Consider the following 23,364-nt stretch of genomic DNA (forward strand, 5'->3'; position numbering starts at 1 on the left):
ATACAGCTTTATGGAAGGCGCAAGTAGCTCCTGATTTAGGAGTTATTGTGTTTGGTGGCCTGTGCCGCGCTCTGTGCAATGTCGGTAGATGCGGCCGCAGACTCTGGTGTGTTTTTGGGCAGTTGAGTGACCATGACTTGGTCAATGCGGTAACTGTCCACATCCAGTACTTCAAATTTGTAGCCACCCCAGATCACCGCATCCGTGCGTCGCGGCACACGGCGCAGCATGACCATGAGGAAACCGCCCAGCGTCTCGTACTCATCGTCATGCGGCATATCGTCTAAGTGCAGAGCGCGCATGACGTCTTCGACAGGCGTGACGCCATCAATCAGCCAAGAGGTTTCGTCACGGCGGATGATTTGCTCTTCTTCGTCAGAGGGGCTGACCAAATCGCCCATCACGGTGCTCATCACATCGTTGAGGGTGACGACGCCCACAACGCGGCTGTATTCGTTGACGATGACCGCAAAGTCTTCGTGGACTTGGCGAAATTGCTCCAGCACTTCGGCAAGTGTCAGGCGGTCGGGCACGATGAGTACTTTGTGAACCAGCGACTCGTCTTGTAGCGATATAGGGAGGTTGTTGAGGGCGCGCTGAAACAGGTCTTTGGCGTCCACATAGCCAATCACGCGATCGATATCGCCATCGCACACAGGGTAGGTGGAGAAAGGCTCTTCGGCAATGCGGGCGCGAATGATGGCGTCGGAGTCATCTTTGAAGAAGAAAGCGATGCGCTCGCGCTGCGTCATGGCGGAGGCCACGATGCGCGAATCGAGCTCAAATACATTGGCAATAACTTGCTGCTCGCGTACCGCCAATAAACCGGTCTTGGTGCCTGCCATGGTCATGGCCAGAATATCGTCGCTGGTAATTCGCTCATCGCGCGTGCTGGGCAGGCCGAGCAGGCGAAACAAGCTGTCGGTAACGAGGTTGTAAAACCAGATGATGGGCTTGAAAACCACCACAAAGCCGCGCATGGGGGCCAGCACGCGCACGATGTAGCGCTCTGGCTCATTCATGCTGATGCGGCGCGGCAGCAAATCAGCCAGTAAGATGAAGGCCGAAGTAATAATCAAAAATGAGAGCAGAAAGCCTAGAGTGGCAGACGACTCAGCTGAAAACCAAAGGGTGAAGAACTGCGTGATCGAAGGGCTGAATGCACCTTCGCCCACGATGCCGCCGAGGATGGCGACTGCATTTTGTCCCACTTGCACGACGGTGAAATACTCACCAGGGTGCTCTTGCACGCGCAAGGCACGCTCTGCTCGTTCATCTCCATCGTCGGCCATTTTTCTCAGCCGCAAGCGTCGTGATGCGGCCAGAGAAATTTCCGCTACGGAAAAGAAGGCGCTGAGCAAAATCAGCAGGGCTATCACCAGAAGGCTTTCGGACAAATTCATAGGCAAGGCAGTTGCGGCTGTTTAAAAGCGCTCGCAACTTGAAATCAAAGACGCTCCATTCGACCACATAAAACATGGACTCGGGAATGGCCTGGGCCTATGGGCTTCTCCGGGCTTGGGCATGCTCAAAGCTGTGTGTGCGCAGCTCTGGCTAGCGCATCGGCTTCGGTGTTGCGGTGTCTGGGTATCCATTGCAGCACCAGCTCATCAAAGCCTTGCATTTGCTGGCGGGCCTCATCAAACAAATAGCTCAGTCTGGCGATGGGCCGGGCGGGTTTGGCCGTAGGCGGGCCTAGTTGCTCAAGCAATACGCTGGAGTCGGTGCGAATGGTCAGGCAAGTGGCACTGAGTTCACGCGCCAAATTGAGCGCGGCCATTAGGGCTAGCAATTCCGCTTCGTTGTTGCAGCCACTTTGGTGCAGTGCTTTGGATAGCGTGTGCTGCGTACCATCAGGCATGCGCAGCACAACACCCAGACTCATGGGGCCGGGGTTGGGTAGGGAGCTGCCGTCAATGTAGATACAGCAGTGGTGGGAGGGGGCAGGTTTTGGCGCTGGCATGAAAAAAGCCACCGGTAAGGGTGGCTTATGGTGTGCTGAGGCTTATTCGCCAGTCAGCATTTGCTTGAGTTCGCCCGATTCGTACATCTCCATCATGATGTCCGAGCCGCCCACGAATTCGCCCTTGATGTAGAGCTGCGGAATGGTGGGCCACTGGCTGTATTCCTTGATGCCTTGGCGAATTTCTTGATCTTCCAGCACGTTCACGGTGGCGATGGACTTGGCGTCCACACCGCAGGCCTTCAGGATTTGGATGGCACGGCCAGAGAAGCCGCACTGAGGAAAGCTTGCGTTGCCCTTCATGAACAACAGGATGTCGTTGTTCTTAACCAGGTCGTCGATGCGTTGTTGTGGGTTGCTCATAGTGGGCTCCGTATTCGAGAAACGGCAGTAACAGCCGCGATGTTTGTAATTATTTCACTGACCGCAATGAATGGGGCGCTGTGAGGAAATCTTGTTAGGTATATATCTTGGGGTCGTGGCTCTGAAAATCAAGCCTTATCAGGCATTAAGAGACATTAGCAGGCCAACTGCCGCCAGTGCAGCGGGCAATACCAGCGAGGTCGCTTCGATGCTGCACCTGCTCAAAGCCTGCGGCTTGCAAGAGCTGGGCCACATCATGCGCCTGATCCCAGCCATGTTCAAAGATCAGCCAGCCGCCTATTTTGAGTTGTGCAGGGGCTTGGTCGATGATGCTGTGAATATCTTCCAGACCATCCGCGCCACTGGCCAGAGCCGAAAGCGGCTCATGCGTCAGCGCTGCTAAATGCGGATCATCGGCGCGAATATAGGGCGGGTTGCTGACAATCAGGTCCGCTGGCGGTTGGCCGGTTAAGGGTTCCAGCCAGCTGCCGTGGGCAAATTGCACCGGCAGGTTCAGGCGCCTGGCATTGGCCTGTGCCACGGTCAGTGCATCGGCGCTGGCATCTACGGCAATGACTTGGGCGCAAGGGCGCTGGCTTTGCAGGGCCAACGCAATAGCACCGCTGCCGGTGCCAAGGTCAATCACGCGGTGGGGTGCATCTGCCGGGATGAGTTCCAGCGCCCAATCCACCAGCGTTTCGGTATCGGGCCGAGGGTCCAGCACGCGGGCATCTACAGCCAGCTCAAGCCCGTAAAACTCTTTGTGCCCGGTAAGGTAAGCCACCGGAGCGCCTTGCAAACGCTGGGCGCACAGATCGCTCCAGTGCGCTTGCTGTTGGGCGCTCAAAATATCGGTGTCATGCGTGATGAGCCAAGCACGGGCATGGGCTGGCTGCTGCATTAAATGTAGCAACAGCATTTGCGCATCTACGCGCGGCAGGCCCAATTGGGCGGCTTGCATGAGGGCTTGGGCAACGGTTAAAGAGCCAGCAGGGGCCGGGGCCGGGGCAGAGGCAGAGGCAGAGGCAGAGGCAGAGGCAGAGGCAGTCATGTCGCAGCACTTAGTCGGCTTGCAGCTCGGCCAGCAACTCGGCTTCGCGGGCGTGCTGTAGGGCTTGCATCACATCGGCCATATCGCCCTCCATGATGGCCAGCAGCTTGTACAGCGTGAGGTTGATGCGGTGGTCCGTCATTCGGCCCTGCGGGAAGTTGTAAGTGCGGATGCGGTCACTGCGGTCGCCCGAGCCAATCAAGCCCTTGCGCATGGCGGCCTCTTTGGCGGCGCGTTCGCTGCGTTCTTTTTCTTGAATGCGGGCTTGCAGCACTTGCAAAGCCTTGGCCTTGTTGCTGTGCTGGCTGCGGCCGTCTTGGCATTCGGCCACGATACCGGTGGGCAAATGAACCACGCGCACGGCAGAGTCCGTTTTGTTGATGTGCTGACCACCAGCGCCGCTGGCGCGGTAGGTGTCAATGCGCAGGTCGGCTGGGTTGAGGGTGATGGCCTCGGCTTCATCGGGCTCGGGCATCACGGCCACGGTGCAGGCACTGGTGTGGATGCGGCCCTGGGTTTCGGTGGCGGGCACGCGCTGCACGCGGTGGCCACCGGACTCAAAGCGCAGCGCGCCATAGGCGTTGTCCCCTTCAATGCGCAGCACTACTTCTTTGTAGCCGCCAATTTCCGCCTCATTGGCGCTCATGACTTCGACTTTCCAGCCCACGGTGGTGGCGTAGCGGGTGTACATGCGAGCCAGATCGCCGGCAAACAGGGCTGACTCATCGCCACCGGTGCCGGCGCGAATTTCCATGAAGGCGGGGCGGGCGTCGTCGGGGTCTTTGGGCAGCAGCATGCGCTGCAGATCGTCTTCAAGCTTGATGAGTTCAGCTTCGCCGTTGGTGATTTCTTCTTGCGCCATCTCAGTCATATCAGGGTCGCTGAGCATCTCGCGTGCGGCCGCGATATCGGCGCTGGCTTGCTGGTGGCGCGTGTAGCGGCTGGCAATGGCGGTCACGTCAGCATGCTCGCGGGAGATGCTGCGGTATTGCTTCATGTCGCCCATGATGTCTTCACGCGAGAGCAGAAAGTCCAGCTCTTGCAGACGTAGGGCATAGCGTTCGAGCTGATTGCGCAAAAAGTCTTGCATGGTGTTTGCCGTGGCTTTATACGGAGGGGCGCCCAGCAGGGGCGCATTCCGTGGGGTATCAGGAGGAGAGTAAGTTTGGCCGTGGGCTTTGTACGAGCCGAGACCTAACGCAGCCGGGGCGCTGCGCGAAAGCGGGGGAGCGCCGCTAAAGCTTGTTGGCGTTGCGAGTGGAGCGCAGAAACAGGCGGCTGACGGCGTTTGCCGTCTGAGCGCGCTCATCGGCATCGCCTTTGTTGAGCTCGGCCATGGTGCCGTGCAGCATTTTTTGTGTCAGGCCGCGCGAAAGCGCTTCCAGCACGGTGTCAATGTCTTCGCCCTTGGCGATCAGTTTTTTAGCGCGGGCAATTTCAAGGGCGCGCCATTCGTCAGCCTGCGCGTTGACTTGCTGAATCAGCGAGACTGCGCCGCCCACGGGGTTGCGCTGGTCCATCCACTGCATAAAGCTTTGCACGCCCGTGTCGATGATGACTTCGGCTTGCTGCACCGCAGCCTGGCGCTGCGCTTGGCCTGTGCGAACCACAGTGGCCAGATCATCTACGGTGTAGAGGTAAACGTCTTTCAGGTCTTTGACCTGAGCTTCAATATCGCGTGGTACCGCCAAGTCCACCATAAACATGGGGCGGCGTTTGCGCTTTTTGAGAGCAGACTCCACAGCACCCAAGCCGATGATGGGCAGGGTTGAGGCTGTGCAGCTAATGATGGCGTCGTACTCGTGCAAATGCTCTGGAAGGTCGGCCAAGCGCATAGTGCTCGCGCCAAACTGGGCTGCCAGCTTCTCGCCGCGCTCTACCGTGCGGTTGGCGATGGTGATTTGCTTAGGGTTCTTGGCCGCAAAGTGGGTGGAGACCAGCTCGATCATCTCGCCAGCGCCCACAAACAGTACCTTGATTTGGCCCAAGTCTTCAAACAACTGACCGGCTAAGCGCACGGCGGCAGCTGCCATAGAGATGCTGTGCGCGCCAATTTCGGTAGACGAGCGCACTTCTTTGGCGACCGCAAAGCTGCGCTGAAACAATTGGTTGAGCGTGGTGCCCAGTGCGCCTGCCGTTTCCGCAGCGCGCACGGCGTTTTTCATCTGACCAAGGATTTGGGCCTCGCCCAGCACCATGGAGTCCAAGCCCGAAGCCACGCGAAATGCGTGACGTGCGACCAAACCATCTTGCAATACGTAAGAGTGCTGGCGCAGCAAATCAGGTGCCACACCGCCGCTGTTGGCCAGCCAATGCATGGTGTGATCCATGGCTGGGGCATCGGCTGCGCAGTAAATTTCGGTGCGATTGCAGGTAGAGAGAATGGCTGTTTCCACCGCGCTGTGGGCTTTGCCTGCTTGGCCCAGGGACGCGCGCAGGCCTTGCAGTGTCGGCTCGATCTGATCGAGCGCGAACGCAAACCGGCCCCGCAAATCGAGCGGAGCCGTGTGGTGATTGATGCCTAAAGCCCAGACTGCCATAACGTGCGATTATAAAATTTAGTACCGGCTCGGGCATCTCCTGAGCTCAAAGCCTTGGAAACGATTGCTGTCATGGATTTTGTTGCTAGCGTAAATCATTTAGCCAACTTCGCGGCCCCTGCTTTTTCCCTAGCCCTTGGATTGGCGATTTGTGCTCAGATTTTTCAGCTAAACAAGGCTGGAGCCCAATCCTTTATTGCACAGGTAGCTATCAATTTCATAATGAGTTCAGTCGTTTTATGGGCTGGCCTATGGCTGTTTTCGCGCGACGGAAAGATGCTCAGCTACGCCGCTTTAATTGGCGCAAGTGCCTTGTGTCAGTGGGCTCTTTCACGTACTTGGCGCTGAGTTGTGGCTCGAATTGCAGCTTTTAGCGAAGCGGTTTTGCGGTGAAACTTGATCTGACTCAATTTGGCTGTTGTATTCGCGCCAGCTTTTGCGAGCCTTTCAGTCTTTAAAAAGACACTCGCTGGTTGTGAGTGAGTGAAAGCTGACATCCAACGACTTACCTCAAGCTCGGTATTGCCGGGCTTTTTTATGCGTGCTTTAAATGTCAAAAAACTGTGGCGAGGATGCTGCGATTGAGGAATTCCTTAGCCAAGCTGCTATCAGAATCAGTTACGCTCGCAGGTTGGTGTCATCGTATATCTGCTGTAACGGCACGTATCTAGGAATCGTAACGGAATGAAGTTCACTCCCATCGCAGCGCTGGTCATGTCGTGTCTGGCGGTTTTTGCCCAGAGCGCAACCGCGCAAACCGGTGCGGAAGGCCGCATGAATTTTCTGCGCGATTCCCGAGCCGCTACTTCTGCTCCGCAGTTTGAGTTCAGCCGCCTGCAATATGGCCCGCTGCCAGTGTCTGGCACACGCGTTGCCTCTACAGCTGGCCCGCTGCAAGCGGCCGAGCGCGGGGATGCCAAGGCGCAGAACCAGTTAGGTGAGATGTATGCGCACGGCCAAGGCGTGCCTCAGAACGCAGCCATGGCTGCGCAGTGGTTTCGCAAGGCCGCAGCGCAAAATCATGCGGGTGCGCAAAACAGTCTGGGCGCCCTGTATGCCAATGGCCAAGGCGTGCCCCAAAATTACCGCGAGGCCGCACAGTGGTACGGCCGCGCAGCCCAGCAGGGCAATGCGGTAGCGCAGTACAACCTGTCGCACCTCTATCAAGATGGCTTGGGTGTGCCCCAAAGCTTTAGCACTTCGGCGCAGTGGCTGGAAAAGTCTGCGGCTCAAGGTCATGTCACGGCTCAGTTTGAGTTGGGTCAGCGCTTTTTGAAGGGCAATGGCGTGGCCGTTAACTACATGACGGCTGCCGATTGGTTCAAAAAGGCGGCGGATCAAGGTCACGCCGAGGCGCAAAACCAGCTGGGCTCTATGCTGTCTGACGGCATGGGCGTGAAGCTAGACCCGGTGCAAGCCGCTCAGTGGCTGCAACGCGCTGCCGAGCAAGGTGATGCCCGGGCGCAAAACAGCTTAGGCCGCATGTATATGGATGGCGTGGGTGTGCAGCGTGATTACAAGCTGGCTGCATCGTGGTTCCAAAAGAGCGCTGAGCAGTGGAATGCCGATGGCCAGAACAATCTGGGCCGTCTGTACCTCTATGGTCTGGGTGTGGAACAAAGCCCTGCCTATGCCGCTCAATGGTTCCAGCGCGCTGCGGATCAGAACCATGCAGACGCTCAGTACAACCTGGGTACTGTGTATGCCGAAGGTCTGGGTACGCCCCAGAACTACGCAACGGCCCTGCTTTGGTATCAAAAGGCAGCTGAGCAAGGTCATGCCGCCGCCACAAATAACGTGGGTACGCTGTATGCCGAAGGTCGTGGCGTGCCGCAAAGCTATGCCAATGCCATGCAGTGGTTCCGCCGCGCAGCGGACAAGGGGGATGCATCGGCTCAGTTCAATTTGGCGCGTTTGTATGCCGATGGCCAAGGCGGCGCAGCCAGCCCCGCTATGGCTTTGAAGTGGTACACCGCAGCAGCTGAGCAAGGCCACTCTGGCGCGCAAAACCGTTTGGGTGTGATGTATGCCGAAGGTCAGGGCATGTCCCGCGACTACGGCAAGGCTGTGCAGTGGTACCAGCGTGCCGCCGATCAAGGCGATGCTGCAGCTCAGTTCAATCTGGCTATGGTGTACGCACAAGGTCAGGGAGTGTCGCGTGACCATGCCAAGGCCTACTTCTGGTACAACTTGGCCGCGATGGAGCTGGGTGGCGATGCCGCCAAACGCCGCGATGAGACTGCTAACAAGCTGACTATTGCCCAAGTGGCCGAACAGCAAAGCAAGGCACTGACTTGGCAGCCCAAGCGCGGATCTTGACTGTTTAGCGGTTTGACCGAACGTAAAAAACGCTTCTTTCGAGAAGCGTTTTTTACGTTTTTCGGGATTCGCGATTTACTGGGATGTTCAGCTTTTTGACGCTGTGTGCTTCTTGGGTTGCTTCAGCCGCTCTTCTACAAAGGGCGGCCTAGTCGCTTTTCTGCTTGATGCATCTCACAGTCGCAGTCCATTGATTTCAGGTCATTAATTACCTGAAATCAATGTGTTTAAAGGACTATCAGCTATCAATATAGAAGTGATTGTTGCTTTATGCCGGGCTAAACAAATCCACGCGGTCTGTGATGATGCCGTCTACACCTAGATCCATTAGGCGCTTGGCGGCCCATTCGTCGTTGATGGTGTAGCTGCTGCAGCGCAGGCCTGCGCCATGCACCTTGGTGACCAGAGCCTCATCCCACAGTGCGTGGTTGAGGACCAAGGCGTGGCAATCCAGATCGAGTGCTGTTTTTAAGTCGGCATCACCGGTGCCGTCGGCCAATTTGTCCACAAGCAGGCCGCGGGGAATATGGGGTGCAACCTCAAGCGCTGCTTTGAGCGACTCTGTTTTGAATGAGGTGAACAGTGGCTGCACGGCATCTTTGGGCCAAATACGGTTCATCAGCTCGCCACAGGCACGGCCGGTTTCTTCTTCTTGGCCGGGCGTGGGCTTGATTTCTACGTTCAGGTGCAGGTGGTTGGCCAAGCACCAGCGGGCTAGAGCCTCTAGCGTAGGCAAAGCTTCGCCAGCGTAGGCGCGAGAATGCCAGCTGCCAGCATCCAACTGGGCAATCTCGCCCATAGTCAGCTCGCTGCCCGTGCCGTGGCCGTTGGTGGTACGCTCTAGCGTGGCGTCGTGCATCAAAAACAGCACGCCATCTTGGCTCAGCTTGGCATCGCACTCAAAGAAGCGGTAGCCGTGCAGTGCGCCAAGGCGAAAGGCGCTCAAGGTGTTTTCAGGGGCCAGCTTGCCAGCGCCGCGGTGGGCGGCCCAGCGGGGGTAGGGCCAAGGTTTCAAAGCAGTAGTCATGGTCGTTGTCAGTGCAAATGTGACAAGAGCACCACAAGCTCAGGGCTGGGGTGCTCTTGATAAGGGTTAGATCGATAAATGCTCTATCGATTCAGCGTGGGTCAGGCACGCTTGCCGGTTTCGGCGTTGAACCAGTGCAGACGATCTTCGCGGAATTGAATGCGGGCGGTTTCACCGGACTTGGGGAAGGACTTGCCTTCTTCGATGCGCACCGTCACGGTTTCGCCGTTCACTTTGCCGTACAGCAGGCGCTCGGCACCCAGCAGCTCTACAGTTTCCACTTGGAACTCGACGCCGCCAGAATCGACCAAGTCGATATGCTCAGGACGAATGCCCAAAATCATGCCGGGTTTGCCGTTGGACGAGGTCTTGAGCAGGTTCATGGGGGGCGAACCGATGAAGCCGGCCACAAACACCGAGGCGGGGGTGTGGTAGACCTCTTCGGGGGTGCCGAACTGCTCAACATAGCCGCCGTTCATGACGATCATGCGCTGAGCCAGCGTCATGGCTTCAACCTGATCGTGGGTTACGAACAGGCTGGTAATGCCCAGTTCAGCGTGCAGCTTCTGGATTTCAAGGCGGGTTTGGCCGCGCAGCTTGGCATCCAGATTGGACAGGGGCTCGTCAAACAAGAAGACCTTGGGCTGGCGAACGATGGCACGGCCCATGGCGACGCGCTGGCGCTGGCCGCCAGACAGCTGGCGGGGCTTGCGGTCTAGCAGTTGGGTCAGCTCCAAAATTTTGGCGGCTTTGTCCACACGCTGCTTGATTTCGGCTTCCGGAACCTTGGCGATCTTCAGGCCATAGGCCATGTTCTCGTAGTTCGTCATGTGCGGGTACAGCGCGTAGTTCTGGAACACCATAGCGATGTCGCGCTTGGCAGGCTCCAGATCGTTGACGACCTTGTCGCCAATCATCAGGTCGCCGCCGGTGATTTCTTCCAGACCGGCAATCATGCGCAGCAGGGTGGACTTGCCACAGCCCGAGGGGCCAACGAGTACGACGAATTCGCCGTCTTTGATTTCAGCGCTCACGCCGTGAATGACGGGTACAGCAGCTTTGCCGGTGCCGTAACGCTTGACGATGTTCTTTAAAGAGATGGATGCCATGAGAGGTCTTCCAGGTATTCGTTTATTGGGTCAAAAGAAGGGTTTGGAGCTTGTGGTGGAGAGGATTACTTCTCGGTATCCACCAAGCCTTTCACAAACCACTTTTGCATCAGCATCACCACGGACGTAGGCGGCAGCATGGCCAAGATGGCGGTCGCCATCACAATGTTCCAGTCCACAGCGGCTTCACCACCGGCGAGCATGCGCTTGATACCAATCACAACGGGATACATGTCTTCCGAGGTTGTCATCAGCAGCGGCCACAGGTACTGGTTCCAGCCATAGATGAACTGAATCACGAACAGGGCTGCGATGGATGTCTTGGACAAGGGCACCAAGATGTCCTTGAAAAAGCGCATGGCGCTGGCACCGTCAATGCGGGCGGCTTCGACCAACTCGTCCGGCACGCTCAAAAAGAACTGGCGAAACAAGAAGGTGGCGGTGGCGGAGGCGATCAGCGGCAGCGTCAGGCCTGCGTAGCTATTGAGCATGCCCAGTTCCGCCACAACCTTGTAGGTGGGCAAAATGCGCACTTCTACGGGCAGCATCAGCGTCAAGAAGATAGCCCAGAAGCACAGCATCTTGAAGGGGAAGCGGAAGTAGACAATGGCAAAGGCTGACAGCAGCGAGATGGCGATCTTGCCCACGGTGATGATCATGGCCACCACGAAGCTGACCCACATCATTTGAATGACGTTGGTGTTGGAGCCCAGCTTGCCGGAGCCAACGAGCGCTTCTTTGTAGTTTTCCCACATGTGCGCGCCGGGAAGCAGCGGCATGGGGGATTGCACGATGGCATCAGCCGTGTGCGTCGAGGCGATTAAGGCCAGGTACAACGGAAAGGCCACAATGGCCACGCCGAGGACGAGTACGGCGTGAGAGATGAAGGTGAGCCAGGGATTGCGATCAACCATGATCAGTACTGCACTTTCTTTTCAACATAGCGGAACTGGATCACGGTCAGCACGACAACGATCAGCATCAGGATGACGGACTGTGCAGCAGAGCCGCCCAGATCCAATGCCTTGAAGCCGTCTTGGTAAACCTTGTAGACCAGAATCGACGTCGATTGACCGGGGCCGCCTTGCGTCGCTGCGTCAATGATGCCGAAGGTATCAAAGAAGGCGTAGACGATGTTGATCACCAGCAAGAAAAAGGTGGTGGGTGACAGCAGGGGCAGCTGAATGTTCCAGAAACGGCGCCATGGGCCCGCACCATCAATTGAGGCGGCTTCAATCAGCGCCTTGGGGATGGATTGCAAGCCTGCGAGGAAGAACAAGAAATTGTAGGAGATCTGCTTCCATACCGAAGTGATGACGATCAGGGCCATGGCCTGGTTTTCGTTCATCAAATGGTTCCAGTCGTAGCCCAGCTTACCCAGGTAATGGGTGATTACGCCAATCGAGGGCGAGAACATAAAGACCCATAAAACGCCAGCAATCACCGGCGCGACGGCGTAAGGCACGATCAGCAAGGTCTTGTAGAGCATGGCAAAACGCACGATGCGGTCGGCAAAAATAGCCAGCCCCAGCGATGCCGCAATACCGACGCCAGCCACCAATACGGAGAAGAGGGCTGTGCGTTTGAAAGAGTTCAGATAGGTGGAGTCGCTGAACAACTGACGGAAGTTGTCCAGTCCTACCCATTCGGTGTTCATGCCAAACGCGTCTTCCATCTGGAATGACTGAAGCACCGCCTGACCAGCGGGCCAGAAAAAGAAGATGGCGATGATGAGCAGCTGAGGCGCAATAAGCGCCCAAGGAAGCCATCTGGATCGGAAAAGTACGCGTTTTTCCATGAGGAGTCACAAATAAAAAAACCGCCGGTGCCTGAATTTCAGTCAACGGGGTATTTAAGGGTGCTGTGCCTTGTGTGAAGGCACAGCAGGCCTGTCAGCACCTTTGTAGGTGCTGGAGGGTTTACTTTTTGTACGACTTTTCAAAGCGTGCCAGCAGCTCATCGCCGCGGGTCACGATGGAGTCGAGAGCTTGCTTGCCAGTCTTCTTGCCAGACCAGACTTGTTCGAGTTCTTCGTCCTCGATGGTGCGGATCTGCACATAGTTACCCAAGCGGATACCGCGTGAGTTGTTGGTGACCTTGCGGATCATCTGCGTGACAGCAGTGTCAGTGCCAGGGTTCTTGGCATAGAAGCCAGACTTTTCAGTCAGCTCATAGGCGGCCATCGTCACAGGCAGGTAGCCGGTGCGCTGGTGAGAAGCGGCCTGAACCTTGGTCTGTGACAGGAACTCGAAGAACTTGGCTACGCCCTTGTAGCGCTCAGCCGATTTGCCAGCCATCACCCACAGCGATGCGCCACCGATCACGGTGTTCTGGGGAGCACCCTTCGCATCGGGGTAGTAAGGCAGGGGAGCCAGTGCATAGCTGAACTTGGCGTTCTTGGCCACGTCGCCGTAGAAACCAGACGATGTCTGGATCATGGCGCACTCACCCGAGGTGAACGCAGCTTGAGCTGTAGAAGCGCGGCCCTTATAAACAAACTCACCAGCCTTGGCAGCAGCAGCCAAGTTATCGATGTGCTTGACGTGCAAAGGCGAGTTGGTCTTCAGGCGGGCTTTGTAGCCGTTGGCGCTCAAGCCGTTTTGTTCGGTCGCGAACTCAACGTTATGCCATGTGGAGAAGGACTCAAGCTGAGTCCAGCCCTGCCATGCCAGTGTCATAGGGCAGCTGTGGCCGCTGGCCTTGAGCTTCTTGGCAGCGTCAAATACTTCGGGCCAAGTCTTGGGGGCTACGTCAGCGTTCAGGCCAGCCTTCTTGAAGGCGTCCTTGTTGTAATAAAAGATCGTTGTCGAGCTATTGAAGGGGAAGCTCAGCATCTGACCGTTAGGGGCAGTGTAGTAACCGGCAACGGCTGGGATATAAGCCTTGGGGTCAAAAGACACGCCGGCGTCTTGCATCACCTTGCCCACGGGCACAGTTGCACCCTTGGAGGCCATCATGGTTGCGGTGCCCACTTCAAACACTTGCAGAATGTCAGGCGCATTGCCCGAGCGGAACGCTGCAATGGCTGCCGTCATCGATTCGTCATACACACCTTTGAAGGTGGGGACGATTCGGTATTCCTTCTGGCTTTCGTTGAACTGCTTGGCCAAGTCGTTGACCCACTCGTTATTCACGGCAGTCATCGAATGCCACCATTGAATGTCGGTGGTGGCTTGTGCCGAGAAGGCGGTTGCAGCGACGGCTGCAGCCATGGCTAGTTGCTTGAATTGCATGAGGCTCCTCTAACGATCGTTGACGAAAAATGTGTAGGTACACACTAAGTCATTCGTATGACATATCGATGTCATTGTTTGCTTGGACTTTGCACATCACCATGGGCAGAACCCGCAGTCACAGGTCGTCTTATGACGAATTTATGTGACCTGTAATGTTGCGCGAAGTTGCGCCATTCTAGGTCAATGCCATTTCGTTTTTTGTTGGTAGTCTTTCGTATTGCTTTGTTTTTGATTCGCTAATGTGTGATTTTTGAGTAAATCGCATAGTGCGAAGCTTCGTAGTGTGCGCTCTCTTGCTGCAGTGCTAAAGATGGTGACAGAAAGCTCGAATTTTTCTTATTACTCATGCGCAATCTATAGGATTTCTGCATAGGTTGTTAAATGCTTCGAATCGGTGCCTTTGCTGTTTTCGCGATAGTAGCGCTGGCAAGTCAGAAGCCATAACTGAGCGAGACTGGGCGCGGCTCGCTTAAAATCATCATCCCACTGGCTTCGGGGCGCCACCGGGCGCCCAACACGGTCTACCCCATGAATGTACCGATTGCGATGGCAGCTGCCTTGCAGGCACAGGCTGCTGAGCCCGCACGACTGCGCGAGATTCCCTATAACTACACATCGTTCTCTGACCGTGAGATCGTGATTCGTCTATTGGGCTCATCCATGTGGGATGTGCTCAATCAGCTGCGTCAAGAGCGCCGCACAGGCCGATCTGCCCGCATGCTTTACGAGGTGCTGGGCGATATTTGGGTTGTTCAGCGCAATCCATATCTGCAGGACGATTTGATTCACAACCCAGACCGCCGCAAGTCGCTGGTTGAGGCGTTGGCGCATCGTTTGTCTGAGATTGACAAGCGTCGTGAGCCCAGTGTGGACACGGGGCGCGATCAATTGGTCGGCCAGTTAGTGCAGGCAGCGCACCGCGCTGTGCATGAATTCAATGCCACTTTTGTAGAAGCCGAGCAACTGCGCCGCCGCGTGCAAAAGACGCTGCGCCCCTATACCGCTAAAGACAACATCAAGTTTGACGGCCTCTCGCGTGTGGCCCACGTGACTGACGCGACCGACTGGCGTGTGGAATACCCCTTCGTCGTTTTGACCCCCGACACCGAAGCCGAGATGGCCGGTCTGGTCAAGGGCTGTATCGAGCTGGGTCTGACCATCATTCCGCGTGGAGGCGGCACAGGCTATACAGGTGGTGCTATTCCTTTGACATGGCGTTCGGTGGTGATCAACACCGAAAAACTGGAGGCCATGACTGAAGTTGAGATGCGCATGATCCCCGGTGTGGATCATGAAGTACCCACGATTTACTCTGAAGCCGGTGTGGTGACACAGCGCGTGGCCGATGCGGCTGAACGCGGCGGCTTCGTGTTTGCGGTGGACCCCACTTCCATCGAAGCGTCTTGCATTGGCGGCAACGTGGCCATGAATGCAGGCGGCAAGAAGGCGGTTCTGTGGGGTACGGCGCTGGACAACCTGGTGTCCTGGCGGATGGTGACTCCCGATGCGCAGTGGCTAGAAGTCACGCGTCTGGACCACAACCTGGGCAAAATTCACGATGCCGAGATGGCCTGCTTCGAGCTGAAGTACTTCGAGGCAGACGGCAAAACCCACATTCGCACCGAACGTTTGGACATTCCCGGCAAGACTTTCCGCAAGGAAGGTCTGGGCAAGGACGTGACCGATAAGTTCCTCTCTGGCCTGCCCGGTATTCAGAAGGAAGGTACGGACGGCTTGATCACCAGCGCCCGCTGGGTCGTGCACCGTATGCCGGCACACACCCGCACGGTGTGTATGGAGTTCTTTGGCAATGCGAAGGATGCAGTGCCGTCCATCGTCGAGATTAAGGACTATATGTTCGCCGAGCAAAAGCGCTCTGGCGTGCTGCTGGCGGGTCTCGAACATCTGGACGACCGCTATCTCAAGGCAGTGGGTTACGCGACCAAGTCCAAAAAGGGTAACGGCAAGCTGCCCAAGATGGTGCTGATTGGCGATATTGCCGGTGATGATGCCGATGAAGTGGCGCGCGTAACTAGCGAAGTGGTGCGTATTGCGAACTCGCGCAACGGCGAGGGCTTTATCGCCATCAGCGCCGAAGCGCGCAAGAAATTCTGGCTGGACCGCAAACGCACAGCTGCTATTTCACGCCACACCAACGCCTTCAAGATCAATGAAGACGTGGTGATTCCTCTGCCCCGCATGGCGGAATACACCGACGGTATCGAGCGCATCAACATCGAACTGAGCCTGCGCAACAAGCTTAAGCTCTGTGATGAACTGAGCCAATTCTTCAAGAACTCTGATCTGCCGTTAGGCAAGAGCGACGATGCCGGCGAAATTCCTAGCGCCGAGCTGCTGGAGGACCGCGTGCAGCAAGCGCTGGCGCTGGTCGCTGATGTGCGCGGCCAGTGGCAAGCTTGGCTCGATGGCGTGGAAGTACTGTTCCCTCAGCTGCAAGACCACACGCTGCGCGCTAGCTGGAGAGCCCAGATCAAAGAGCCGCTGTCGCAGATTTTTGCCGGTGCTGCCTTCCAGCCCCTGCGTGAATCCGTCAACGAGGTTCACCAGAAGGTGCTCAAGGGCCGCGTTTGGGTGGCTTTGCACATGCACGCCGGTGACGGCAATGTGCACACCAATCTGCCCGTCAACTCTGACGACTATGAAATGCTGCAGACCGCGCATGGCGCCGTGGCCCGCATCATGGACTTGGCGCGCAGTCTGGATGGCGTGATCTCGGGTGAGCACGGAATTGGCATTACCAAGCTGGAATTCCTCAGCGATGAGGAGCTGGCGCCGTTTGCCGCGTACAAAAAGCGCGTGGACCCTGAAGGCCGCTTCAACAAGGGCAAGCTGATTCGCAACGAAGAGTGGGACGCATCGGCGCACCAAAGTCACGATGGCCGCTCGCCGCGCGAATCGCTGATGTTTGCGGATCTGACCAACGCCTACACGCCGTCATTTGGTCTGATGGGCTATGAGTCCATCATCATGCAGCAGTCGGACATTGGCGCTATTGCCAACTCCGTCAAAGATTGCCTGCGCTGCGGCAAGTGCAAGCCCGTGTGTGCGACGCACGTGCCACGCGCCAATTTGCTGTATTCGCCCCGCAACAAGATTTTGGCGACTTCGTTGCTGGTTGAAGCCTTCCTCTATGAAGAACAGACCCGCCGCGGTGTGTCGCTCAAGCATTGGCAAGAGTTTGAAGACGTGGCCGACCACTGCACTGTGTGCCATAAATGCTTGAACCCTTGCCCGGTCAAAATCGACTTTGGCGATGTCAGCATGAATATGCGCAATTTGCTGCGCAAGATGGACAAAAAAAGCTTCCGCCCTGGCAACAAGCTGGCTATGACCATGCTCAACGCCACGAACCCGGACACCATCAAGTTCATGCGCTCGGCCATGGTAGGCGTGGGCTTTAAGGCTCAACGTCTGGCGGCTGATGTGCTGCAAAGCTTTGCCAAGAAGCAGACGGCTCGCCCGCCTGCTTCGGTGGGCCCAGCACCTATCAAAGAGCAGGTGATTCACTTCATCAATAAGAAGCTGCCCGGTGGCTTGCCTAACAAGACGGCGCGCGCCTTGCTCGATATTGAAGACAAGGATTACGTGCCGATTATTCGGGACCCCAAGACCACCAAGTCGGACACTGAAGCGGTGTTCTACTTCCCCGGTTGTGGTTCTGAGCGCCTGTTCAGTCAAGTGGGCTTGGCTACGCAGGCCATGCTGTGGCACGCCGGTGTTCAAACCGTGCTGCCGCCCGGCTACCTGTGCTGCGGTTACCCACAGCGCGGCTCGGGTCAGTTCGACAAGGCTGAGAAGATGATCACGGACAACCGTGTGCTCTTCCACCGCGTGGCGACTACGCTGAACTATCTGGACATCAAGACCGTGGTGGTGAGCTGCGGTACTTGCTATGACCAGTTACAGGGTTACCAGTTCGACAAGATTTTCCCCGGCTGCCGCATCATCGACATCCACGAATATCTGCTGGAAAAGGGCATAACGCTGCAGAACAAGGGCGCTTATCTGTACCACGACCCTTGTCATACGCCTATGAAGCTGCAAGACCCTATGAAGACCGTCAAGGCCTTGATGGGTGACCAGGTCACCAAGAGCGAGCGTTGCTGTGGTGAGTCCGGTACTCTGGGTGTGACGCGTCCTGATATCTCTACGCAGATTCGTTTCCGCAAGACGGAAGAGTTGCGCAAGAGCGAAGTCGAGCTGCGCGAAAGCGGTGCTCTGGCACCCAAGGAAAACGTCAAGATTCTGACCAGCTGCCCAAGCTGCCTGCAAGGCCTGTCGCGCTACGGCAATGACATGAACAATGGCCTGCTGGAAGCCGACTACATCGTGGTCGAGATGGCAAAAGACATTCTGGGTGAGAACTGGATGCCTGAGTACGTCAAGCGTGCCAACGCTGGCGGTATTGAACGTGTCCTTGTTTAAGCCCGTGATGAGCAAGCAAAGTGACTGCCCTTTGTGCACTACCGATGGTGGTGCGCTGATCTGGCGCGGCGAAAAGTTGCGCGTGATTCGCGCGGTAGAACAGGGCTTCCCAGCCTTCTATCGTGTGGTCTGGACGGATCATGCTGCCGAGTTTTCGGACCTGAATGCGGCAGACCGCGCCTTGTGCATGGATGCCGTAGCCGTGGTGGAGCGCGTGCTGCGCGAGCAGCTTTCGCCCATCAAGATTAACTTGGCAGCGCTGGGTAATATGGTCGCGCACCTGCATTGGCACGTGATTGCGCGCTATGAATGGGATAGTCATTTCCCTGCATCGGTCTGGGCAAGCGCTGTGCGTGAGCGCGATGACGCCCGTGAAGCGGCAGTGACGCAGCAACTGCCAGCGGTCGATGCCGTACTGCAAAAAGCCCTAACCCTCTGGGCTGCCTGATATATGCATCTCCAATTTGGAGATTGAAAACGGAAAGTCAAAGGGCAGCTTCTGGTTGCCCTTTGACGCATTGAATAGGAGATAACCATGGCCGGATTACAAGCCAACACTCCCACCCCTCAGGCATTAACCGTGCATGGCGCATCGCGTGTGCTGGAGGTGTCTTATACGGATGGCAAAACTTTTCGCATTCCCTTCGAGTTGATGCGCGTGTACTCGCCTTCGGCCGAAGTGCAGGGCCACGGCCCGGGGCAAGAAGTTTTGCAAACCGGCAAACGTGATGTGAGCATCAACACCATTGAGCCGGTGGGCAACTACGCCATCAAACCTTTCTTTAGTGATGGGCATGAAAGCGGTCTCTACACCTGGGAATACCTCTATCAACTGGGGAGCCAGCAAGATGAGCTGTGGAAGCAGTACCTGCAGCGCCTTGAAGATGCAGGCCTGAACCGCGACACGCTGATGCCCGAAAAAGGCGCTGGCGGTCACGGCTGCAGCGTGCATTGAGGTTGGACTTTGAGGGGTGTGTTGTATCGGTCTAAAAGCCCGTACAAACGTTCTTCCCGCACCACACTGGGCAAGCTCTAGGCTTAGGGTTATTAGTGCTGGTGCTATATTTCCTATAGCTTTAAGTGCTTATCAAATAAGCGCTTAAAGCCTATTTTTCTAAAAACCATAGTGCTTCAAAGCCTGTAGTCATACGGGGTTGTCGCTGTACGCACAAGCACTGCTTGCTTAGCATTCTTTGTTATGAGTTCTACACATTTCGGATTCGACACGGTTGACGAAAGCGAAAAGGCATCGCGTGTACGCGGTGTGTTCGACTCCGTGGCCTCCAAATATGACGTGATGAATGACGTCATGTCCGGCGGCTTGCATCGCGCTTGGAAGGCCTACACCTTGATGGTGGCTAACCTTAAAGAAGGCGATAAGGCGCTGGATATCGCAGGCGGCACTGGTGACTTGGCTCTCGCTTTTTCGAAAAAGGTGGGAACTTCTGGCCAAGTGGTGCACACAGACATCAATGAAGCCATGCTGCGAGTGGGGCGTGATCGCCTGACGGATAAGGGCGTAATTTTGCCCACGCTGGTTTGTGACGCAGAAAAGCTGCCTTTCCCAGATGGCCACTTTGATTTGGTCAGTGTTGCATTTGGCTTGCGCAATATGACGCACAAAGATGCAGCGCTCAAAGAAATGAACCGCGTTCTGCGCCCCGGCGGCAAGCTGCTGGTGCTGGAGTTCTCTAAGGTGGCTAAGCCGCTTGAGAAAGCCTATGACTTTTATTCGTTCAAAATTTTGCCAGCTATGGGGCAGATGATTGCGGGTGACGCTGAAAGCTACCGCTATCTGGCGGAGTCCATCCGCATGCACCCCGGCCAAAAAGAGTTGAAGGCTTTGATGCAGCAATGCGGCTTTGGCCATGTGGACTATCACAACATGACTGGAGGCATCTGTGCCTTACATGTTGGGATTAAGTGCTAATTGTCAGGTTCTAAGTGTTATTTGCGCCCAGTGTGCAGTTTTGTAGCGACTTTCGATAAGAAGGGAGATGGAATGAAGAAACTTTGGTCAATTGCCTTGGTGGCAATGTTAGTTGTGGCTCACGGTGAGGCTGATGCCAAACGTATGGGCGGTGGCTCGTCTATGGGCAAGCAGTCCGGTAACGTCACACAACGCGAAGCTTCTCGTGCTCCCGCACAGAATACTCAGCAAGCTCAGCAGCAAAATGCTGCTCAGCCTAACCGTGCTGCTACGCCTGCAACTCCTGCTGCAGCGCCTAAAAAACCTTGGGGTGCAATGCTGGGTGGTTTGGCCGCAGGTTTGGGCTTGGCATGGCTGGCGAACTCGCTGGGCATGGGCGAGGCTTTTGGCAATATGCTGATGTTTGGCTTGTTGGCTATGGCCATCATGGTAGTGGTCGGAATGATCATGCGCCGCCGCAAGGGCGCGCCTGCTGCGCAAGTTAACAACAGCCCCTTCGCTTTTCAGGGTGCCGGTAATCTGGGTGGCAATGTTGATGCTCCTCAAGCGCGTCAGTACAACCCAGAAAAAATTGGCAACGATGCCTCTGCCCGCCCTTGGGAGCAAGATCATTTGCCGCAAGCCGCTGCTGGTGGATCCATGATTGGTTCTGCTGTGGCTGGTTCGCAGAACTGGGACGTGCCAGAAGGCTTTGACCAAGCGGGCTTCTTGACTGCTGCGAAGCGTAATTTCGTCACTTTGCAAGCTGCATGGGATCGCTCCGACATTAATTCTCTGCGCTCGATGATGACGGACGAAATGCTGTCTGAAATCCGCAGTCAGCTGTCTGAGCGCGAAGCTCAGCGCCCGGGCGAGCCTAATCACACGGATGTGATGATGATTGAAGCTCAGCTGCTGGGCGTCGAAGATCTGGGCAATGGCTATATGGCCAGCGTCGAGTTCTCCGGCATGATCCGCGAAGACGCTTCGGCAGGTCCTAGCCCCTTCCGCGAAGTCTGGAACATGACCAAGCCTAAGAGCGGCTCTAGCGGCTGGCTGGTAGCCGGCGTGCAAGCGCTGCAGTAAGCAGCAAAAGCTTAAACTGGCATGTCCCAACTCAGGGACGTCCAGCAAGAGCAGCTCCCGTAGCGAACATGTCTTCCCCTCGGGGAAGGAGAATCGCGACTCAGGGGGATTGATTTCATGAATAATCGGGGGCTATGGCAACACAGTCCCCTTTTTCTTTTCTGAGCGGTCTCGTCGAACGCGTGATGGCTGGACCTCAAGCTCCCGAATGGTTGGTGAGTGAAATGCACCAGCGTCTGGTGCTTTTCATCAACCATGTGCTCATGCAGGAAAAAGAGGCAATGGATCGCCTCCTGCGCCAGCGAGGCCGTATTGCCCGCGTGCAATGGCGTCAGTACTCAGTATCTCTGCTGGTCACGCCTGCAGGTCTGTTCGATGTAGCGCCTGCAGATGCTGCGCCAGACCTGATGCTGGAAGTCACTGAGACTTCGCCTCTGTCGCTGGCTCAGACCGCATTGCGCGGCGGCAAGCCCAGCATCCGTATCGAAGGCGATGTGCAGTTTGCCGCCGAGATCAATTGGCTGGTCGATAACGTCAAGTGGGATGTGGAAGAAGACCTTGCCCGCTTGATCGGCGATGTACCAGCTCACACGATCGGCAAGGTCGCTCGCACAGCGGCTCAAGCTCTGCGCCAGTTTGTGGGTACGCGTATGGGTGGCAAAAAAGCAGCTGATGCAGATGTCGTCACTCCTGCAAGCAGCGCACCTGTGGCATCTATGCCCGGCTCCGATTACACACAGCCATGAGTCGGTTCCTGCGCGGCTGGGCCATTCTTTGGGTGGTGTTTCGTTATGGTCTGGATGAGCTGGTGCTCTCCGGCATTCCTCATCCCGGTTTGCGCAGTCTGCGCAGTGTGCTTACCTTTGGGCGCAAGCTAGACAAGCCGCGTGGCGTACGCCTGCGCGAGGCGCTTGAGGAGTTGGGCCCCATTTTTGTGAAGTTCGGTCAGGTGCTGTCTACGCGCAGCGACTTGATGCCGCCTGATGTCGCGGAAGAATTGGCCAAGCTGCAAGACCGCGTACCACCGTTCGATTCGCAAATCGCGGTGGACACTATTGAGAGCTCGTTTCGCAAGCCACTCGATCAAATCTTTGTGAGCTTTGACCGCAAGCCAATTGCCAGCGCCTCGATTGCACAGGTTCACTTTGCCGTGATTCGCGACAAAGCTGGCATTGAGCACGAAGTAGCTGTCAAGGTGCTGCGCCCCGGCATGAAGACCGTGATCGATAAAGATCTAGCGCTCATGCACATGATGGCAGGCTTGATGGAGCGGCTATCTAAAGACGGCAAGCGCCTAAAGCCTAAAGAGGTGGTTGCCGAGTTCGATAACTACTTGCACGATGAGCTGGACCTGATTCGTGAAGCCTCCAATGCCGCGCAGCTGCGTCGCAATATGGAAGGTCTGGATTTGGTGCTAATCCCTGAGATTCACTGGGATTACTGCCACACCGATGTGATGGTGATGCAGCGCATGAAGGGCGTGCCCATTAGTCAGGTGGAGCGTCTGCGCGAAGCGGGCGTTGATATCCCTAAGCTCGCACGCGATGGCGTGACCATCTTCTTTACCCAGGTGTTTCGCGATGGATTCTTCCACGCTGATATGCACCCGGGCAATATCATGGTCAGTCTAGAGCCCGATACTTTTGGGCGCTATATCTCGCTGGACTTTGGCATCGTCGGCACGCTCACTGAGTTCGACAAAGAATATCTGGCTCAAAACTTTTTGGCATTTTTCCGCCGTGACTACAAGCGCGTTGCCGCTTTGCACGTGGAAAGCGGCTGGGTGCCTGCCAACACGCGGGTTGAAGAGCTGGAAGCCGCTATTCGCGCCGTGTGCGAGCCTTATTTTGACCGCCCGCTGTCCGAGATTTCTTTGGGCATGGTGCTGATGCGCCTGTTTCAAACCTCACGCCGCTTTCAGGTTGAAATTCAGCCGCAACTGGTGCTGCTGCAAAAGACACTGCTTAACATCGAAGGTCTGGGGCGCCAGTTGGATCCCAATCTAGACCTCTGGAGCACGGCCAAACCATTTCTTGAAAAATGGATGCTGGACCAGATGGGCCCGCAGCGTCTATGGAGCGAGATTCAGGCGCAAGCCCCGCGCTACGCCAAGATCCTGCCGGATATTCCACGTGTGCTGCACCAGTATCTGGCCAAGCAAGGCGCTGCCAATAACAACGACGCCTTGCTCAAAGAGTTGCTCCAGCAGCAAAAGACTACCAATCGCTTGCTGCAAGCCATCTTGAGCGGCGGCATTGGTTTCGTCATCGGGCTTGTGGTGCTGCAGATCTTGCTGCGTATCCGCTTCTAAATTT

General features: G+C 56.4%; 20 protein-coding genes. 9 read left to right on the forward strand and 11 right to left on the reverse strand.

Annotation, left to right across the window (positions count from 1 at the left end; all coding sequences use genetic code 11):
• Window positions 1-35: 35 nt before the first annotated feature.
• The 6 genes from KUF54_RS01175 to hemA all read right to left on the reverse strand — a co-directional run bounded on the left by KUF54_RS01175 (window position 36) and on the right by hemA (window position 5,917).
• Window positions 36-1,403, reverse strand: a complete 1,368-nt coding sequence (locus tag KUF54_RS01175) for a hemolysin family protein (protein ID WP_219344493.1) — start codon at window positions 1,401-1,403, stop codon at window positions 36-38.
• A 125-nt stretch (window positions 1,404-1,528) separates the two neighbouring features.
• The gene (locus KUF54_RS01180; RefSeq protein ID WP_255576214.1) at window positions 1,529-1,963 is read right to left on the reverse strand and encodes a ribonuclease HI family protein; all 435 of its coding nucleotides are present in this window, start codon (window positions 1,961-1,963) and stop codon (window positions 1,529-1,531) included.
• A gap of 42 nt (window positions 1,964-2,005) precedes the next feature.
• A complete protein-coding gene (gene grxD / locus KUF54_RS01185; RefSeq protein WP_219344497.1) occupies window positions 2,006-2,326 on the reverse strand; it encodes a Grx4 family monothiol glutaredoxin in 321 nt (106 codons plus the stop codon).
• A 145-nt stretch (window positions 2,327-2,471) separates the two neighbouring features.
• Complete coding sequence (prmC, locus tag KUF54_RS01190; protein WP_219344499.1) at window positions 2,472-3,377, reverse strand: peptide chain release factor N(5)-glutamine methyltransferase; 906 nt, start codon at window positions 3,375-3,377, stop codon at window positions 2,472-2,474.
• Between the two features lie 10 nt (window positions 3,378-3,387).
• On the reverse strand, window positions 3,388-4,467 hold the full coding sequence (prfA, locus tag KUF54_RS01195) for a peptide chain release factor 1 (protein WP_219344501.1): 1,080 nt from the start codon (window positions 4,465-4,467) through the stop codon (window positions 3,388-3,390).
• A 145-nt stretch (window positions 4,468-4,612) separates the two neighbouring features.
• On the reverse strand, window positions 4,613-5,917 hold the full coding sequence (gene hemA / locus KUF54_RS01200; RefSeq protein WP_219344503.1) for a glutamyl-tRNA reductase: 1,305 nt from the start codon (window positions 5,915-5,917) through the stop codon (window positions 4,613-4,615).
• A gap of 54 nt (window positions 5,918-5,971) precedes the next feature.
• Between hemA and KUF54_RS01205 the strand changes: the two genes are divergently transcribed.
• Window positions 5,972-6,265, forward strand: a complete 294-nt coding sequence (locus KUF54_RS01205) for a hypothetical protein (RefSeq protein ID WP_255576216.1) — start codon at window positions 5,972-5,974, stop codon at window positions 6,263-6,265.
• Between the two features lie 336 nt (window positions 6,266-6,601).
• Complete coding sequence (locus KUF54_RS01210; protein ID WP_219344505.1) at window positions 6,602-8,236, forward strand: tetratricopeptide repeat protein; 1,635 nt, start codon at window positions 6,602-6,604, stop codon at window positions 8,234-8,236.
• Between the two features lie 268 nt (window positions 8,237-8,504).
• On the opposite strand, the gene ugpQ is transcribed toward KUF54_RS01210, so the two are convergent.
• The 5 genes from ugpQ to ugpB all read right to left on the reverse strand — a co-directional run bounded on the left by ugpQ (window position 8,505) and on the right by ugpB (window position 13,605).
• Window positions 8,505-9,263, reverse strand: coding sequence for a glycerophosphodiester phosphodiesterase (ugpQ, locus tag KUF54_RS01215; RefSeq protein WP_219344507.1), 759 nt, complete (start codon window positions 9,261-9,263; stop codon window positions 8,505-8,507).
• Window positions 9,264-9,364: 101 nt separating this feature from the next.
• Window positions 9,365-10,372, reverse strand: coding sequence for a sn-glycerol-3-phosphate import ATP-binding protein UgpC (locus tag KUF54_RS01220; RefSeq protein WP_219344509.1), 1,008 nt, complete (start codon window positions 10,370-10,372; stop codon window positions 9,365-9,367).
• 65 nt (window positions 10,373-10,437) lie between these two features.
• Window positions 10,438-11,286, reverse strand: a complete 849-nt coding sequence (gene ugpE, locus KUF54_RS01225) for a sn-glycerol-3-phosphate ABC transporter permease UgpE (RefSeq protein WP_219344511.1) — start codon at window positions 11,284-11,286, stop codon at window positions 10,438-10,440.
• A gap of 2 nt (window positions 11,287-11,288) precedes the next feature.
• Window positions 11,289-12,170: a sn-glycerol-3-phosphate ABC transporter permease UgpA gene (gene ugpA, locus KUF54_RS01230; RefSeq protein ID WP_219344513.1), complete on the reverse strand. Its 882-nt coding sequence runs from the start codon at window positions 12,168-12,170 to the stop codon at window positions 11,289-11,291.
• Between the two features lie 121 nt (window positions 12,171-12,291).
• A complete protein-coding gene (gene ugpB, locus KUF54_RS01235) occupies window positions 12,292-13,605 on the reverse strand; it encodes a sn-glycerol-3-phosphate ABC transporter substrate-binding protein UgpB (protein ID WP_219344515.1) in 1,314 nt (437 codons plus the stop codon).
• Window positions 13,606-14,136: 531 nt separating this feature from the next.
• On the opposite strand from ugpB, the gene KUF54_RS01240 reads away from it, so the two are divergent.
• The 7 genes from KUF54_RS01240 (at window position 14,137) to ubiB (ending at window position 23,360) form a co-directional block, all read left to right on the forward strand.
• Entirely contained in the window at window positions 14,137-18,054 is a 3,918-nt protein-coding gene (locus KUF54_RS01240; protein WP_219344517.1) for an FAD/FMN-binding oxidoreductase, read from the forward strand.
• A 7-nt stretch (window positions 18,055-18,061) separates the two neighbouring features.
• Window positions 18,062-18,502: an HIT family protein gene (locus KUF54_RS01245; RefSeq protein WP_219344518.1), complete on the forward strand. Its 441-nt coding sequence runs from the start codon at window positions 18,062-18,064 to the stop codon at window positions 18,500-18,502.
• Between the two features lie 87 nt (window positions 18,503-18,589).
• Window positions 18,590-19,009 (forward strand): gamma-butyrobetaine hydroxylase-like domain-containing protein, encoded by a 420-nt coding sequence (locus KUF54_RS01250; protein ID WP_219344519.1) that lies wholly within the window; start codon window positions 18,590-18,592, stop codon window positions 19,007-19,009.
• A 243-nt stretch (window positions 19,010-19,252) separates the two neighbouring features.
• Window positions 19,253-19,984 carry a bifunctional demethylmenaquinone methyltransferase/2-methoxy-6-polyprenyl-1,4-benzoquinol methylase UbiE gene (gene ubiE, locus KUF54_RS01255; RefSeq protein ID WP_219344521.1) on the forward strand — a complete coding sequence of 244 codons (732 nt, stop codon included), beginning with the start codon at window positions 19,253-19,255 and terminating at the stop codon, window positions 19,982-19,984.
• A gap of 72 nt (window positions 19,985-20,056) precedes the next feature.
• Window positions 20,057-21,049 (forward strand): Tim44 domain-containing protein, encoded by a 993-nt coding sequence (locus tag KUF54_RS01260; protein WP_219344523.1) that lies wholly within the window; start codon window positions 20,057-20,059, stop codon window positions 21,047-21,049.
• 134 nt (window positions 21,050-21,183) lie between these two features.
• The gene (locus tag KUF54_RS01265; protein WP_219344525.1) at window positions 21,184-21,795 is read left to right on the forward strand and encodes an SCP2 domain-containing protein; all 612 of its coding nucleotides are present in this window, start codon (window positions 21,184-21,186) and stop codon (window positions 21,793-21,795) included.
• Window positions 21,792-23,360, forward strand: coding sequence for a ubiquinone biosynthesis regulatory protein kinase UbiB (gene ubiB, locus KUF54_RS01270; RefSeq protein WP_219344527.1), 1,569 nt, complete (start codon window positions 21,792-21,794; stop codon window positions 23,358-23,360). The genes KUF54_RS01265 and ubiB overlap by 4 nt, the downstream gene beginning before the upstream one ends.
• The last annotated feature ends 4 nt before the right edge of the window (window positions 23,361-23,364 follow it).

The sequence above is a fragment of the Comamonas sp. Y33R10-2 genome (assembly GCF_019355935.1).
Taxonomy (GTDB): domain Bacteria; phylum Pseudomonadota; class Gammaproteobacteria; order Burkholderiales; family Burkholderiaceae_C; genus Comamonas.